Raw genomic sequence first — 14,135 nt, 5'->3', positions numbered from 1 at the left:
TCAACAATCTAAAGAATAAAAAACCTCGCCTTTGGCGAGGTTTTTCAATATCATTAGGAAATTAATAACGATAATAATCTGGTTTGAATGGTCCATCGACTGGCACGCCGATATATGCAGCCTGCTCTTCTGAAAGTTTTTCCAATTCGACACCTAATTTTGCTAAATGTAACGCTGCAACTTTTTCGTCTAAATGCTTTGGTAAAGTATAAACTTTGTTTTCGTAAGCCTCGGCATTCGTCCACAATTCGATCTGTGCTAAAGTTTGGTTAGAGAACGAGTTCGACATTACGAAAGAAGGGTGCCCAGTAGCACATCCTAAGTTAACCAAACGCCCTTCAGCCAAGATAATAACATCGTTTCCGTTGATGTTGTATTTGTCAACTTGAGGTTTGATTTCTTCTTTAGTAGAACCGTAATGGGTATTCAACCAAGCCATATCGATTTCGTTGTCGAAGTGTCCAATGTTGCAAACAATTGCTTTGTCTTTCATCTTCTCGAAGTGTTCGCCACGTACAATACCAAAGTTACCGGTAGTGGTGATGATGATGTCTGCATTTTCAACCACTGTTTCTAATCTTTTCACTTCATAACCTTCCATAGAAGCCTGCAAAGCACAGATTGGGTCGATTTCGGTAACGGTAACGATAGCGCCTGCTCCGCGGAAAGAAGCAGCCGTGCCTTTACCAACATCACCATAGCCACAAACCACAACACGTTTACCAGCAATCATGATATCTGTTGCACGTTTTATGGCGTCTACTGCAGATTCGCGACATCCGTATTTGTTGTCGAATTTAGATTTCGTAACCGAATCGTTTACGTTGATGGCAGGCATTGGCAAGGTGCCTTTCTCCATTCTTTCGTAGAGGCGGTGTACACCAGTTGTTGTTTCTTCAGACAATCCTTTGATTTCTGCAACCAATTCTGGATAACGATCTATCACCATGTTGGTTAAGTCTCCACCATCATCCAAAATCATGTTCAATGGTTTACGATCTTCGCCAAAGAATAAAGTTTGCTCTATACACCAGTCAAATTCTTCTTCGTTCATACCTTTCCAAGCGTAGACTGGGATACCAGCTGCAGCAATTGCCGCAGCAGCATGATCCTGAGTAGAGAAAATGTTACAAGAAGACCAAGTAACTTCTGCACCTAGGGCAACCAAGGTCTCGATCAGAACTGCGGTTTGTATGGTCATGTGTAGACAACCTGCGATGCGAGCGCCTTTCAATGGTTGAGCTGCTTTATATTCTTCACGTATTGCCATTAAGCCTGGCATTTCTGCTTCTGCTAAGGCGATTTCTTTTCTACCCCATTCTGCCAAAGAAATATCTTTTACTTTGTATGGAATATATTGTGTTTCTGTTGCCATATTTTTTAATGTAAAATTTTATGCAAATATACAGACTATTTTTCTAATTGTTTTAAAACGGCAAGCGTTAAGAAATTTCTTACGTTCACGCAGATTTTAAGGCAAACCAAATCATGGTTTAAAATACTTTTCTTAAATTGCTCCTGACACAAGAAGACGCAAATGCCCATCATCAAAGACCTGAAATTCAGACACCATACCCGAATACTTTGTTGGGAAACCAGCGAAAGCGACGAGAAACTGCTCGATTTTCTGCAGTTGAGCCCCTACCGTATCATGAAATATTTGACCCTCGCGTCCAAACAGGCCAAAGAATACCTTGGGCTTCGAGCTTGTCTGAAGGTGTTGGATATCGATCTAGATGTTTTGTATAACGAAAACGGTAAACCGTATTTACCTGCCTCCAACGAGCTGTCGATCACGCATTCTTATGGTGTGGTTGCGGTTGGGGTGAGCGATTTACCTTTGGGGATTGACCTCGAGAAGTCGAGGCCGAACAAAATTCTAAATATTCGAACAAAATTCATTCGGGATGATGAACAAGATTGGATTGCCCAATATAAAGACGATGAGGTAGAATATCTGCACATCATTTGGGGACTGAAAGAGTGTTTGTACAAATTAAATGGTGGCAATCTGTGGAATTTTTTACACCATTACCGAATAGAGGAATTCGAATTGAAAGAAGAGAGCCTCATCAGTTGCTGGATCTCCGACGAAAAAAAGAGCCGAAAATATTATGGCCATTACAAACGAATAGGCGACTTCTACCTTACTTGGGTTTTGGACTACGCTTGAAAGAAAAGACAAAATGAGTGAATTTTTACAATACTTAGTAGCGCCTTATACCACCTATTCTGCCACTCAGATCGCGATGGAGGCAACCGCAACTTTTTTTGGTGTGCTATCGGTTTTCTTCTCCATGAAGCGTAACATTTGGGTTTATCCGACTGGTATCGTATCTACTTTTCTTTACATTTATCTGTATTTCACTTGGGGTTTGTATGGCGAAACTTTGATTAATTTCTATTACACGGTGATGAGCATTTACGGGTGGTTTTTATGGAGTCGAAATGTAGAAGACGATCAAATCCATGTCGAAGTCAATTGGGCAAGCAAATTAGATTACCTGAAATCTGCGGCTTTATTCGCCATTACGTTTCTCTTGATTTTGGTGATTTATTACTACAGACCTCTGATCGAGAACGGATTCGATCTTTCGGCTTCCTATTCATATCAGCACCATTATTCTACCGTAGACTATATCGACGCAAGTCTTACTGGCATTTTTTTGATCGGAATGTGGATGATGGCAAAACGCAAAATAGACAACTGGATTTTCTGGATTGCTGGTGATTTGGCGATGGTTCCCTTGTTGTTGTACAAAGGTTATGCAATTTCGTCTTTTCAATATATGGTGTTTACGCTATTGGCAATCAACGGATTGGTCGAATGGCAAAAAACTGCTCGAAATCAATCGATTATAAAATAATAAAGAAACAATAAGATTAAATTTTATATATTAGACAACAGAAAAAATAGAATTCTATGAACGAACAATATTATCAAAATTCGAAAATGCAAACCGTGTCGAATGCTACGGTAGAAGAAAGAGCAAATTTTTATAAACATACCTACGGGCATGTTGCCGGTGGGGTGTTGGCGTTTCTTGTGGTAGAATCGTTGATGTTGCAGTCAGAAAAATTGGTGCAATTCATGTTCAGCCTTACGCAAGGTTACCTTTGGTTGGCTTTGTTGGTTGGGTTCATGTTGGTGACCAGTTTTGCACAACGAATGGCAAACGAATCGATGGATCGTAGCAAGCAATATTTAGGATACTTCATCTTCATCGTTGCCGAAGCCCTCATTTTTGTCCCGATGATTGCCTATGTCTTATACCTTGGCAATCCCGAGGTTCTGAAACAGGCTGCTTTGGTGACCATTGCCTTGTTTGCAGGATTATCGACCGTGGTTTTTGTAACGAAAACCGATTTTTCTATTCTTAGAGGCGCGCTTACGATAGGCTTCTTTCTTGCCATTGGGCTTATTGTAGCCGGTATGCTTTTTGGCTTCGATTTGGGGCTTTGGTTTTCGGTCGGGATGTGTGCATTGGCTGCAGGTTCCATCTTATACAATACGTATCAACTCAAATATCAATACGCAACCGACCAATACGTGCCAGCAGCATTGTCTTTGTTTGCCTCGCTGATGTTATTGTTTTGGTATGTTTTAAGAATTTTTATGAGTAGAGATTAACGATAAGCAATCAAAATTTGTATATTGAACCGTTCCAATAAAGGAGCGGTTTTTTTAATTAAATGAAGTTATGACAAATCAAGAAGAAAAGGAAAAAGACAGAATCATACAGCCTTTTTTACCCAAAGATTGGAACGAGATAAGAATCAACGATTCGTGGGCTTTGTTCAAAATCATGGGTGAGTTTGTAGACGGTTACGAACGCATGTCGAAAATAGGGCCTTGTGTCTCGATATTTGGATCGGCACGCATCAAACCCGATCACGAATACTACAAAATTGCAGAAGAAATTGCCTATCAATTAACACAAACAGGTTTCGGTGTCATTACAGGCGGGGGACCAGCCATTATGGAGGCCGCAAACAAAGGGGCACAACGCGGAAAAGGCACTTCGGTTGGTCTTGGGATTAGTTTACCTTTCGAGGCAAAACTCAACGACTATATCGACTATCAATTTGCAATCAATTTCAATTATTTCTTTGTGCGCAAAGTCATGTTCGTGAAATATTCGCAAGGTTTTATTGTGATGCCAGGCGGATTCGGAACTTTGGACGAATTGTTCGAGGCATTGACCCTGGTGCAAACCAAGAAGTCGGGGCGATTTCCAATTGTATTGGTCGGAAAATCGTATTGGTCTGGACTGATCGATTGGATAAAAGATCGAATGTTCGAAGATGGATATATCAGCGAGAAAGATTTCGAGCTCTATCGCTTAGTCGACACGGCAGAAGAGGCTGTTGGTCACATCAAATCGTTTTATAAAAAATACAACATCAAACTCAATATTTAGAAAAGTTTTCAGTTTTAATACCATGAACAAAAAGCATATCATCATTGCTACCGCCCTGATTTTTGGGGTGACAATGAGCAGTTGTACCAAAGAAACAGTGACCGAAAAGGGAGAGCAAAAACAAAAAAATAAAGAGGCTATTATCGCGCCTTATACCGCCAATATGGCAGAAACCGCAATAATTTACGAAGTAAATGTTCGCCAGTTTTCGCCCGAAGGTACATTTGCCGCTGTGACCAAAGAAATCTCGAACATCAAAAAATTGGGCGTCAAAATACTTTGGTTAATGCCCATTCATCCGATAGGAGAAGAAAAACGCCAAGACGATTTAGGGTCGTACTATTCAATCAAAGATTATCGCAAGATAAATCCAGAATTTGGGACAGCAGACGATCTGAAAGCTTTGATTGCCGAAGCGCACAAAAATGGGATTTATGTTGTTATGGATTGGGTGGCAAATCAGACTGCCTGGGATCATATTTGGATGAAAACCAACCCAGAATTTTATGAGAAAAATGATAAAGATGAATTTGTCTCGCCTAAAAATCAGTCGGATGTCGTGACCCTGGATTACGACAATCCAGCATTGCGAAAAGCCATGATTGCTGAGATGAAATACTGGTTAGACGAATTCAAAATCGACGGTTTCCATTGCGCTATGGCAGACAAGATTCCAACCGAATTTTGGACAGAAGCGAAGCAGGAGTTGACAAGCATGCGCGAAATTTTTATGCTGGGCCAAACCGAAGAACCAGAATTGTTGAAAGCCGGAGTTTTTGATGCAGCTTACGGATGGGAATTGTATCACATCATGAACGATATTGCAAAAGGAAAGAAAAATGTATCGGCAATCGATCTTTATCTCGACAGCATTCAATACAAATGGGAGCAAGACGATTATAAAATGTTGTTCACCACTAACCACAACGAAAATTCTCGGGTCGGAACCGAATACGAAAGAATGGGTGATGCCGTAGAAATCTTTGCGGCACTTACCTACGCTTTGCCTTCTGTACCTTTGATCTACAACGGACAGGAAGAGGATTTCAATCGCCGATTGAAGCTTTTCGAAAAAGATTCGATCGATCGCAATCCGACTGCAAAAATGCGCGGCCTATATGAGAAATTAGGAGAACTGAAAATCACCAACGAAGCCTTCAACGGCGGTAAAAATGCAGGAACATACGAACGAATTAAGACCTCGGATGACAAAGCAATCTTGGCTTTCAAACGCCAAAAAAACAATACCGAAGCTTATTTTATAGGGAATTTATCCAAAACAAATAAAGAAGTTATCTTGCCGATAAACGGAACATTCAAAAACTTTATGAAGGGAGACGAATTGAAATTAGAAGCCGATCAAAAATTGAGTCTAAAACCTTGGCAATATTACATTTTGGTTCAGAAATAAGTCGAGTTTTATACCCTTTATCAAACCAAAAAAACAAATAAAATTTTCATTATTGTCAAGAAATCTAATTTTTATTGTAACTTCAATCAATAAAACAAATTAAATCAACAGAAAATGAAACTAAAAAACGCAATACTCGGATTCGCAATTATGTTAGGAGCAAATGCATTTGCTCAGAAAACTACTGTAGCCACGAGCGAGCTACCCGAATCGGCGAGAACATTCATCGTGAACAACTTTGGTAAAAACAAAATTGCACACGCAACCAAAGAATCGAAAATGGGAAGGTTGAAAGAATACAAAGTGTATTTGAACAATGGTACAAAAATAGAATTTGATGCCAACGGAAATTGGGAAGAAATCGACGCCAAGCAAAAGGCAGTTCCGAACAAGATAATTCCTCAAAAAATTGCAAATCATGTAAAAAAAGCTTTTCCTAGAGCAAAAATTGTAAAAATAGAAAGAGATCGAAAAGGATTTGATGTGGAGCTGTCCAACGGTTTAGATTTGAAATTCAATCCTCAAGCAGATTTTCTTCGAATAGAGGATTAAAAATATTTAAAGATGAAAAAAACATTCACAACCCTTGTTGTTGCTTCATTCTTGGTTTTTTATGCCTGCGACAACAAAAAAGAAATGCTCAACGAGACGGCTACCACAACCGTAAACCACGCACCGAATACAGTTTTAGATTCAGATGAAACCTCGGTTGATGCCAATGGTTTGCCGACCAATAGTAAAGAGTTTATTAATCAACACTTTGCAGAAACCTCAGTTGGGCAAATTACCAAAGAAAAAAATACCTTTGGTGGCGACGAATACAAAGTATACCTAAGCGATGGAACAAAAATTGAGTTCGACTCCAATGGCGAATGGAAAGAGGTAGAAAACAAAGCAGGAAAATCAATCGCAATGGGTTTTGCTCCAGCTTCGATCATCAAATATTTGAACACCAACTTTCCAGAAATGGCTGTAAAATCTATCCAACGAGATCGTAAAGGAATAGAAGTGAAATTGTTGCAAAACGACCTCGAATTGAAATTCGACCTCAATGGAAACTTTTTGAAAATAGATTAACATCGAAAATAATATCAAATCGAAAGAAAAATCCGACGGAAAGTCGGATTTTTTTATAAATTTATTTCATGGATAAAAAAGAACTAAGAGAACAGATTTTTCGCCACTTAGACGGCGTTGTGGTTGCGCCTGTGATTGCTGCTTTGGCAAAAAAAGGAATTTTACATCGCCTAGTCACGTCTAAAGAATGCGAGCTGTCTAAATTGGCAAACGATTTTCAGGCAAACGAAGGCTACCTCAATGTTGCTTTGCGGGTGTTGGCTTCTCAGAATTTTTTGGATCATCGGGTAGACAATTTTTCCAACACGGTTACGGTGAGTATTACCAAGTATTCTGATCGTGCTTTTGGGCAACTCGAAATTTACCAAGACCTCGCCAATTTTTTGGCGCAAGATACGGTTTGCAATAGTATCGAGACCAACGAAGAATTTTGTAACTCTTGGATCGAGCTGTACAACAAGTACAAAACCTATTTGATCGATCCGTTGGCAGACGTGGCAGACAAGAAATTCCATCATCAGATTTGTAAACATATAGAAGGAGCGCTTATTGCACCGCTGATCGTTCGTTTGGGTATGAATGGCTTGTTTCATAAATATTTTATGGAAGCCTCTTTCAGTGCAGAGGAATACCACAAAAATCCACAACATTTCGACAAAATATTAAAAGCTTTGAGCGAATTGGGCTGGTTCGAAAAAAACGGTGGGAATTATACGTTTACCGAAAAAGGCTTGTTTTTTGCTCGTCGCGCTTCGGCTTATGGCGTTACGGTGTCCTATCTGCCCATGTTTTCTAAAATGAATGAATTGCTCTACGGCAAAGCTGCTAAAGTACGAGAAATAGAAAGCGGTAGCGACGAAATCCATGTCAATCGCGAAATGAATGTTTGGGGAAGTGGTGGGGCGCATGCGACTTATTTCAAAGTGATAGACGAATTCATTATCGATATATTCAATCGACCATTAGAAGAGCAACCCAAAGGAATTCTCGATATGGGCTGCGGTAACGGCGCTTTGTTGCAACATCTTTACGAGCTGATTGAACGCCAAACACTTCGTGGCAAATATTTGGACGAATACCCGCTTTTTTTAGTAGGAGCAGATTATAACGATGCGGCGCTGAAGGTGACGAGAACCAACCTCATCAAAAATGATATTTGGGCAAAGGTGATTTGGGGCGATATTGGTGCACCAGATAATTTGGCTCACGATCTGAAGCATGATTACAACATCAATTTAGAAGATTTGTTGAATATCAGAACGTTTTTGGATCACAATCGCATTTGGGAAGATGTAAAAGAAACCAAATCGGGGCGCGTGAGCACTTCTACAGCGGCTTTTGCATTTAGAGGCAAACGATTGTCGAACAACGATGTCGAAGAAAATCTAAAAAATCATCTCACCAAATGGACTCCCTATGTGAAGAAGTTTGGCTTATTGTTGATAGAATTGCACACCCTTCCGCCTGCTGTTGCGGCGGGTCATCTTGGGCAAACGCCCGTCACAGCGTATGATGCGACGCATGGTTTTTCTGATCAGTACATTCTAGAAGTCGATATATTTCATCGCATTTGTAGAGAAGCAGGTTTGCAAGCAGACGAAAAATTGTTCCGAAAATTTCCAAACAGCGAGTTGGCTACGGTCAGTATCAATTATTTGAGAGGGTCATNCTCTAATTGTTTGATCATTTTCTCCCGATTGGTCTTGATGGAATTTCCCCAGACAAAGGTGTATCTTCCAGCTACCGATTCTATTTTGGTGCCGTCTGTATAAACTCGTTTGAGACTCACTAATTTTTCTTCTGCCAAAAGCAATACCACTTGTTTGAAGATGTCTTTGAATACGGCTTTTAACTTATTGCTTCGAAATCGGGCTATCGTATTATGGTCGATGCTTTCTCTACCAGAAAGCCACATAAAGTTTATGTTCTCATTGAGGGCTTTTTCGATCTTTCTACTGGAATAAATATTGTCCATATAAGCGTAAACCATCACTTTGAGCATCATTTTAGGATGATAACTAGGATGACCTTCCCGACTGTAAGTTTCTAAAAGAGGTTTTAAGTCTATCTTCTCAACTACGTTGTTTACGATTCTTACTGGATGATTAGTCGGAATTAATTCTTCTATCGAAGGTGGAAATAACCAGTTTTGTGATTGGTTATATTCTTTAATTCTATAGTTCATTTCGCTGAAAATTAAGTAGTTAAATATAGTGAATTCTATATTAATCACCTAATAATCAATCCATTATTTATATAAAAAAACCGCCTCAGTTGTGAGACGGCTTCTTTTTTTTATGATGAGGTTTATTGTTTTTATTCGAAATCATCGTCAGTGAATTCGAAATCGTTGAAGGTCGCATTTACCTCAAACTTTAGATCGTCATCGGTTTGTTCGGTGAAATCTTGCACATATCCAATCCATTTTAGTTGGAGAGTTCCTTCCTGATTTTTTTCGAAATTCAATTCATTTTTCACCATTTCATATTCTTCCTCGGCTGCGTTGAGCGAGGTGTAATAAACTTCTTGCACTTCGCCTTCTTCATCTTCGATTTCTTCGAATCCGAACGGAATACTGATTTGTTTGCCGTTGAGATCTTCGGTAGAAGAAACATCGATTGGGAAATCATCGATGAATAATGATAATTGAGGAAAATCGTTTTGTAACGAATCGGCCTCAACATGTTCCAGATCGTCGTTGCTATGCAATTCTACTAGCAAACAGGTTCTGTTTCCTTGGAAAACAACCTTGCACAAGGTCTTGTCGATGTGATAAATAAAAGTTTCTTCTGGATGGAAGACTTTGATTGTGTTCATTAGAAATTTTATAGTTTAGTATATCTACTACGAATATAATTAAGTCTCTAATAAAAACACAAAAAAAATGGCTAACATTTTGACAAAAAAAGGTCTAAAAAAATTTTAGACCTTCGAAAGTGTTATGTTTAACGGCTTAGTTTGCTTTGGTTGCCGTAATATCTGCTTGCAACAATACCTCGTCTTTGATGATAGAGCCACCACCACCTGTAAAGGTAATACCGAAGTCTTTACGGTTGATTCCAAATTCTTCAGATTTGATGCTTACATGATCGCCATCAACTGCAACATTCGCTTTGAATGTGATGTTTTTTGGTATTCCGCGGAAGTCTAAGTTTCCAGAGATTTCGGTGTTGTAATCGCCTTCTGTCAATGCTTTCACACCTGTGATTTCGAATTTAGCTGTTGGGTGTTTTTCAACATCCAAGAAATCGGCAGATTTCAAATGGCCGTCCAATTTTGCCTTGCTTTCTGCATCGGCATCCAAATCTTTTGATTCGAAAGTTGTAAAATCTGCCACGAAATATCCACTCTCCAAAACCCCGTTTGCTACATGAACTTCACCAGCTTGTAATTTTACCACACCATAGTGTCCTTCTTCTGGCTTGTTGATATCGTCGAAAGTTTTTCCTCCTTTCCAATTGATGGTACTTGTAGAATCTGCAACAAAAGTCTCTGCTCCTTCAGATGCATTTGTAGTTTCAGTAGCATCAGTAGCTTGTACAGTTTCTGTATTTCCTCCACAAGAAGTAAGAGCTACAAAAGAAACGATAGCCAAACTCAAAAATAATTTTTTCATTGTTTTATGTTTAAAATAATTTTTTGCAAAGATAAGGGTTAATTTTTCTATTAAACATTGATGTACATCAATTTCCTAAAATTAATGACTTGCAAGTTTAATGTTTTGAATTAAAATTTAGAAATTTGTACAAAATTTTCTACGTGCTCACAGTTTCTGAACTTTCGTTTCAATACCCCGAAAACAACCAAAAGGCTTTGTCTGGTATAAGTTTCAACTTACCAAAAGGCGAGATATTAAGCATCATTGGCGAAAGCGGAAGCGGTAAATCTACTTTGATTCGGTTGATTTATGGTTTGATGGATTTCGATTATCAGAAGGCAAAAATCAAATGGAACGAGAAAATACTCAAAGGACCATCTAGAAACCTCATACCAGGGCACAGCATGATGAAATACGTTGCACAGGATTTCGAATTGATGGATTTTGTGACTGTTGGTGAGAATGTAGGGCATTACATCTCGAACTTCGATTTGGCGGCTAAAGATAAAATCGTAAGGCAAACCTTAGAAGTAGTTCAGATGCAAGACTTCTTAGACATTCATCCAAAATACCTGAGTGGCGGACAAAGGCAGCGGGTTGCAATCGCCCGAGCATTGGCGCTACAGCCCGAACTTTTGTTGCTCGACGAGCCTTTTTCGAGTATAGACCAAAGCCTGAAATTGCAGATTAGAGAGCGCATCTACACTTATTGTAAAGAAAACAACATCAGCCTTATTTTTACAACTCACGATCTGAATGATGCTTTCTACACCGCCGATAAAATTTTGGTTCTGAACAAGGGTCGAATCGAACAAATGGGATCAATAAAATGGGTTCGTCAACATCCTAAAAACAAATATGTGGCACAATTGTTTGGTTTTGTTTCGGTAGTTCCTGCAGCAAAACTTCCCTTGATTGGGTCAGAAGCTCATCGAACGGTTGTCATTTATCCAGAAGAAATTGTCATAGATGATGCAAGTGAGGTTTATGGCACGGTGACCAAAGTGCATTTTCAGGGTAGAGATTATATTTGTGCTTTGATGGTGGACGATGTCGAACTCTATTTCTATTCTACCAGCGAATTGCTGGTGAATCAATATTTACCCTTCAGAATCACTCACTTCCGAACCATCGAATAAAAAAAAGACCCTGAATTTCAGAGCCTTTCGGTTTGAATTATTTTTTGATGATTTTCTTTGTGTAAATTTTTCCATTGCTTGTGGTAATATTCACGAGATAAACCCCGTTTGCCAACGATTCTACAGCAGTTGTTTTGCTGGTGGAGCTTAAGATTTTTTGTCCCGTTGAATTCAAAATTTCTACAGATTTCAAATCCTCGCCTTTTGGTAATTCTACGGTAAAATGCGCATCGACCGGATTCGGGTATAAGGCGATAGCAGTAGCGTTCAGGTCGTTTGTTGCCAACTCTTCTTCATTGATGATGATGTTGTCATAGTAGGCACTACCTCCATAATTGTTGTGTAAAAAATTGATTCCTACAATAGGAAGCTGACTGAAAATTGTGCTCGTGGCAACCAATTCGTTATTGAAATAATACGAAACTTGCTCACCTTTAATTTCGATCTTTATCGTATTCCATGTATTGGTTTGCCAATTGATTCCATCGATGTACTGAGCTTGATAATTTTCGTTTTTGATATAATAAAGCAAACCACGATTTTCCACTCCAAGTCCAATAATTGGTGAGAACTCTTCGGATTCAGGATTGATTCCGTAAGTGGTAAATTCGAAATCAGAGCCTAGTTTTTCGGTTACGAAAATATCATAAGAGATGCTGAAAGTTTTATAATCCATGGGTTGGGCAAACGCTTTATGAACTCCGAAAATCGGGAGCCACTGTGGTTCGTATTCATCCTGATGTCCATTTTTGAAAGAATAAATTCCGTCTTTTGCTTGTTCGTTCGTAATTATCTGATTGGTGATAAGTCCGTCAGCAGATTCGGTAACTTCCCAGCCATTTTGGTTGTGAATTGTACCCAATGTGTAGCCTTCGCTTGCTTCAAAAGAGATGATTTCTTGTGCAAATGCACCAAAAGTCGCGAAAGATAGGAGGAGTGTAAAAATATTTTTCATGATGAATTAAAATTTAGAGATTAAACGAGAAACTACGCTCTCAATAAAAATTCCAAACATTTCGCCATGAATTCGGTTGGATTTTCGGCATGCAACCAATGCCCAGCATTCGATACGCGATCAATTTCAGCATTGGGAAAGCGTTTCTTTATTTCAAACTCATCTTCGAGCAAAAGGTAATCAGATTTTGCACCTGCCAAAAACAAGGTTGGACCGTAGAATTCTCCTGCGCTCAAGTCTTCGCCAACCAACGTATGGTAGGCTCTATCCAACGCCTCTAAATTGAACCGAAAGGCATAGCCTTGATCGGTGTGGTAGACATTTTTCAACAGAAATTGCCGAACGCCCACTTCTGGTATGTATTGCTTCAGCACTTCTTCTACATCTTGTCTCGATTCAACTCGAGAGAAGTCGACCGACTTCAGAGCTTTGAAAATCGCATTGTGATGCGGAGGATACGCCTTTGGAGCCATGTCGGCAACAATCAGCTTGTCGATTATTTCCCCTTTTGTCATGGCCAAATCAATGACCAATCGACCACCAAGCGAGTGACCTAGAAAATGAGCTTTCGAAATGCCGTGAACCTCGAAGTACCGAAGAAGATCTTCAATCATTACCCGAAAATTCATTTCATCGTCATGAAAACTTCGACCGTGATTTCTAAGGTCTAAAAGGTGAGTGGTAAAATATTCACCAAATTTTTTCCCATGAGTATTCCAGTTATCCAACTGTCCGAATAGACCATGAATTACCATAAGATGTTGCGGGTGATCGCCGATGATTTTACTGTTCAATATTTTATCCATGTTGCAATTGAGCTAATTCTATTTTACGTAAATAACATTGAATGGTGTTTTCTAGTCCCAGATACAAGGCTTCTGAAATGAGGGCGTGCCCAATCGAAACTTCTGCAATCTGTGGGATTTCTGTAATGAAATATTGCAGATTGTCCAAACTAAGATCATGTCCTGCATTCACTTCCAATCCGTGTTCTATAGCCAACAGCGTTGTCTCTTTGTAGGGAAGCACAATGTCTCGATTGCCTTTAGAAAATTCGGTAGCGTAGGCTTCGGTGTACAATTCGATACGATCTGCACCGGTTTTTGCTGCGCTTTCAACCAAGGCTGGATTGGGATCTAAAAAGATAGAGGTGCGAATTCCAGCCGCTTTCAAAGTGCCAATGACCTCGGTCAGATACTCGAGGTGTTTACTGGTGTCCCAGCCCGCATTCGAGGTGATTGCATCTTCGGCATCGGGTACCAAAGTCACTTGCTCTGGTTTTACTTTCAAAACCAAATCCATAAAACTGTCTATGGGTTTTCCTTCGATGTTGAATTCTGTAGAAACAATAGGCTTCAGATCCAGAACGTCTTGGTAGCGAATGTGTCGCTCATCTGGTCTGGGATGCACGGTGATGCCTTGCGCACCAAATTGCTGGATTTTGATAGCCGCTTCTACCAAATTTGGAGTGTTGCCTCCTCGCGCGTTGCGTATGGTTGCTATTTTGTTGATGTTTACACTTAATTTTGTCATG

15 protein-coding genes and 1 pseudogene are annotated in these 14,135 nt (G+C 39.6%); 9 read left to right on the top strand and 7 right to left on the bottom strand.

The features are described from left to right. Positions 1-61: 61 nt before the first annotated feature. Positions 62-1,375: an adenosylhomocysteinase gene (gene ahcY / locus BN8061_RS02970; RefSeq protein WP_068596354.1), complete on the bottom strand. Its 1,314-nt coding sequence runs from the start codon at positions 1,373-1,375 to the stop codon at positions 62-64. Positions 1,376-1,537: 162 nt separating this feature from the next. On the opposite strand from ahcY, the gene BN8061_RS02965 reads away from it, so the two are divergent. The 8 genes and pseudogenes from BN8061_RS02965 to BN8061_RS02930 form a co-directional block, all read left to right on the top strand. Next, positions 1,538-2,173 carry a 4'-phosphopantetheinyl transferase family protein gene (locus tag BN8061_RS02965; protein WP_068596352.1) on the top strand — a complete coding sequence of 212 codons (636 nt, stop codon included), beginning with the start codon at positions 1,538-1,540 and terminating at the stop codon, positions 2,171-2,173. Positions 2,174-2,186: 13 nt separating this feature from the next. After that, on the top strand, positions 2,187-2,867 hold the full coding sequence (gene pnuC, locus BN8061_RS02960; RefSeq protein WP_068596350.1) for a nicotinamide riboside transporter PnuC: 681 nt from the start codon (positions 2,187-2,189) through the stop codon (positions 2,865-2,867). A 56-nt stretch (positions 2,868-2,923) separates the two neighbouring features. Next, a complete protein-coding gene (locus BN8061_RS02955) occupies positions 2,924-3,631 on the top strand; it encodes a Bax inhibitor-1/YccA family protein (RefSeq protein WP_068596348.1) in 708 nt (235 codons plus the stop codon). Between the two features lie 70 nt (positions 3,632-3,701). Then, positions 3,702-4,421 carry an LOG family protein gene (locus BN8061_RS02950; RefSeq protein WP_068596346.1) on the top strand — a complete coding sequence of 240 codons (720 nt, stop codon included), beginning with the start codon at positions 3,702-3,704 and terminating at the stop codon, positions 4,419-4,421. Between the two features lie 22 nt (positions 4,422-4,443). Next, positions 4,444-5,832 (top strand): alpha-amylase family glycosyl hydrolase, encoded by a 1,389-nt coding sequence (locus BN8061_RS02945; RefSeq protein WP_068596344.1) that lies wholly within the window; start codon positions 4,444-4,446, stop codon positions 5,830-5,832. Between the two features lie 114 nt (positions 5,833-5,946). Continuing rightward, positions 5,947-6,384, top strand: coding sequence for a PepSY-like domain-containing protein (locus tag BN8061_RS02940; protein ID WP_068596342.1), 438 nt, complete (start codon positions 5,947-5,949; stop codon positions 6,382-6,384). A gap of 12 nt (positions 6,385-6,396) precedes the next feature. Further along, positions 6,397-6,909, top strand: coding sequence for a PepSY-like domain-containing protein (locus BN8061_RS02935; protein WP_094745834.1), 513 nt, complete (start codon positions 6,397-6,399; stop codon positions 6,907-6,909). Positions 6,910-6,977: 68 nt separating this feature from the next. Then, a pseudogene (locus BN8061_RS02930) lies at positions 6,978-8,549 on the top strand (class I SAM-dependent methyltransferase); the annotation flags it as partial. Between the two features lie 11 nt (positions 8,550-8,560). Here BN8061_RS02930 and BN8061_RS12260 read toward each other — a convergent pair. The 3 genes from BN8061_RS12260 to BN8061_RS02915 form a co-directional block, all read right to left on the bottom strand. Further along, positions 8,561-9,094, bottom strand: a complete 534-nt coding sequence (locus BN8061_RS12260) for a transposase (RefSeq protein WP_068596340.1) — start codon at positions 9,092-9,094, stop codon at positions 8,561-8,563. A gap of 131 nt (positions 9,095-9,225) precedes the next feature. Then, positions 9,226-9,726, bottom strand: coding sequence for a hypothetical protein (locus BN8061_RS02920; protein ID WP_068596338.1), 501 nt, complete (start codon positions 9,724-9,726; stop codon positions 9,226-9,228). A gap of 136 nt (positions 9,727-9,862) precedes the next feature. Next, a complete protein-coding gene (locus tag BN8061_RS02915; RefSeq protein WP_068596336.1) occupies positions 9,863-10,525 on the bottom strand; it encodes a YceI family protein in 663 nt (220 codons plus the stop codon). Between the two features lie 125 nt (positions 10,526-10,650). On the opposite strand from BN8061_RS02915, the gene BN8061_RS02910 reads away from it, so the two are divergent. Then, the gene (locus BN8061_RS02910; RefSeq protein WP_235802671.1) at positions 10,651-11,646 is read left to right on the top strand and encodes an ABC transporter ATP-binding protein; all 996 of its coding nucleotides are present in this window, start codon (positions 10,651-10,653) and stop codon (positions 11,644-11,646) included. A gap of 37 nt (positions 11,647-11,683) precedes the next feature. Here the strand turns inward: BN8061_RS02910 and BN8061_RS02905 are convergent, their stop codons facing one another. Genes BN8061_RS02905 through BN8061_RS02895 form a run of 3 tightly spaced genes read right to left on the bottom strand, consistent with a single transcriptional unit; the run spans position 11,684 to position 14,134 of the window. Further along, positions 11,684-12,601, bottom strand: coding sequence for a T9SS type A sorting domain-containing protein (locus tag BN8061_RS02905; protein ID WP_068596334.1), 918 nt, complete (start codon positions 12,599-12,601; stop codon positions 11,684-11,686). Positions 12,602-12,633: 32 nt separating this feature from the next. Beyond that, positions 12,634-13,407 (bottom strand): alpha/beta fold hydrolase, encoded by a 774-nt coding sequence (locus tag BN8061_RS02900; protein ID WP_068596332.1) that lies wholly within the window; start codon positions 13,405-13,407, stop codon positions 12,634-12,636. Then, positions 13,400-14,134, bottom strand: coding sequence for a pyridoxine 5'-phosphate synthase (locus BN8061_RS02895; protein ID WP_068596330.1), 735 nt, complete (start codon positions 14,132-14,134; stop codon positions 13,400-13,402). Before BN8061_RS02895 ends, BN8061_RS02900 begins: the two co-directional genes overlap by 8 nt. Position 14,135: the final 1 nt, after the last annotated feature.

Source organism: Vaginella massiliensis (assembly GCF_900089075.1).
GTDB lineage: Bacteria > Bacteroidota > Bacteroidia > Flavobacteriales > Weeksellaceae > Weeksella > Weeksella massiliensis_A.
Note: the sequence above shows the minus strand (reverse complement) of the source record. Positions and strands in the feature narration are given on the sequence as shown.

Excerpts from the sequence above, each read along its gene's own strand:
- BN8061_RS02965 (WP_068596352.1), top strand. The coding sequence starts at position 1,538 with ATGCCCATCATCAAAGACCTGAAATTCAGACACCATACCCGAATACTT.
- BN8061_RS02945 (WP_068596344.1), top strand. The coding sequence starts at position 4,444 with ATGAACAAAAAGCATATCATCATTGCTACCGCCCTGATTTTTGGGGTG.
- BN8061_RS02955 (WP_068596348.1), top strand. The coding sequence starts at position 2,924 with ATGAACGAACAATATTATCAAAATTCGAAAATGCAAACCGTGTCGAAT.
- BN8061_RS02940 (WP_068596342.1), top strand. The coding sequence starts at position 5,947 with ATGAAACTAAAAAACGCAATACTCGGATTCGCAATTATGTTAGGAGCA.
- BN8061_RS02915 (WP_068596336.1), bottom strand. The coding sequence starts at position 10,525 with ATGAAAAAATTATTTTTGAGTTTGGCTATCGTTTCTTTTGTAGCTCTT.
- pnuC (WP_068596350.1), top strand. The coding sequence starts at position 2,187 with ATGAGTGAATTTTTACAATACTTAGTAGCGCCTTATACCACCTATTCT.
- BN8061_RS02900 (WP_068596332.1), bottom strand. The coding sequence starts at position 13,407 with ATGGATAAAATATTGAACAGTAAAATCATCGGCGATCACCCGCAACAT.
- BN8061_RS02920 (WP_068596338.1), bottom strand. The coding sequence starts at position 9,726 with ATGAACACAATCAAAGTCTTCCATCCAGAAGAAACTTTTATTTATCAC.
- BN8061_RS02935 (WP_094745834.1), top strand. The coding sequence starts at position 6,397 with ATGAAAAAAACATTCACAACCCTTGTTGTTGCTTCATTCTTGGTTTTT.
- BN8061_RS02905 (WP_068596334.1), bottom strand. The coding sequence starts at position 12,601 with ATGAAAAATATTTTTACACTCCTCCTATCTTTCGCGACTTTTGGTGCA.
- ahcY (WP_068596354.1), bottom strand. The coding sequence starts at position 1,375 with ATGGCAACAGAAACACAATATATTCCATACAAAGTAAAAGATATTTCT.
- BN8061_RS02950 (WP_068596346.1), top strand. The coding sequence starts at position 3,702 with ATGACAAATCAAGAAGAAAAGGAAAAAGACAGAATCATACAGCCTTTT.
- BN8061_RS02895 (WP_068596330.1), bottom strand. The coding sequence starts at position 14,134 with ATGACAAAATTAAGTGTAAACATCAACAAAATAGCAACCATACGCAAC.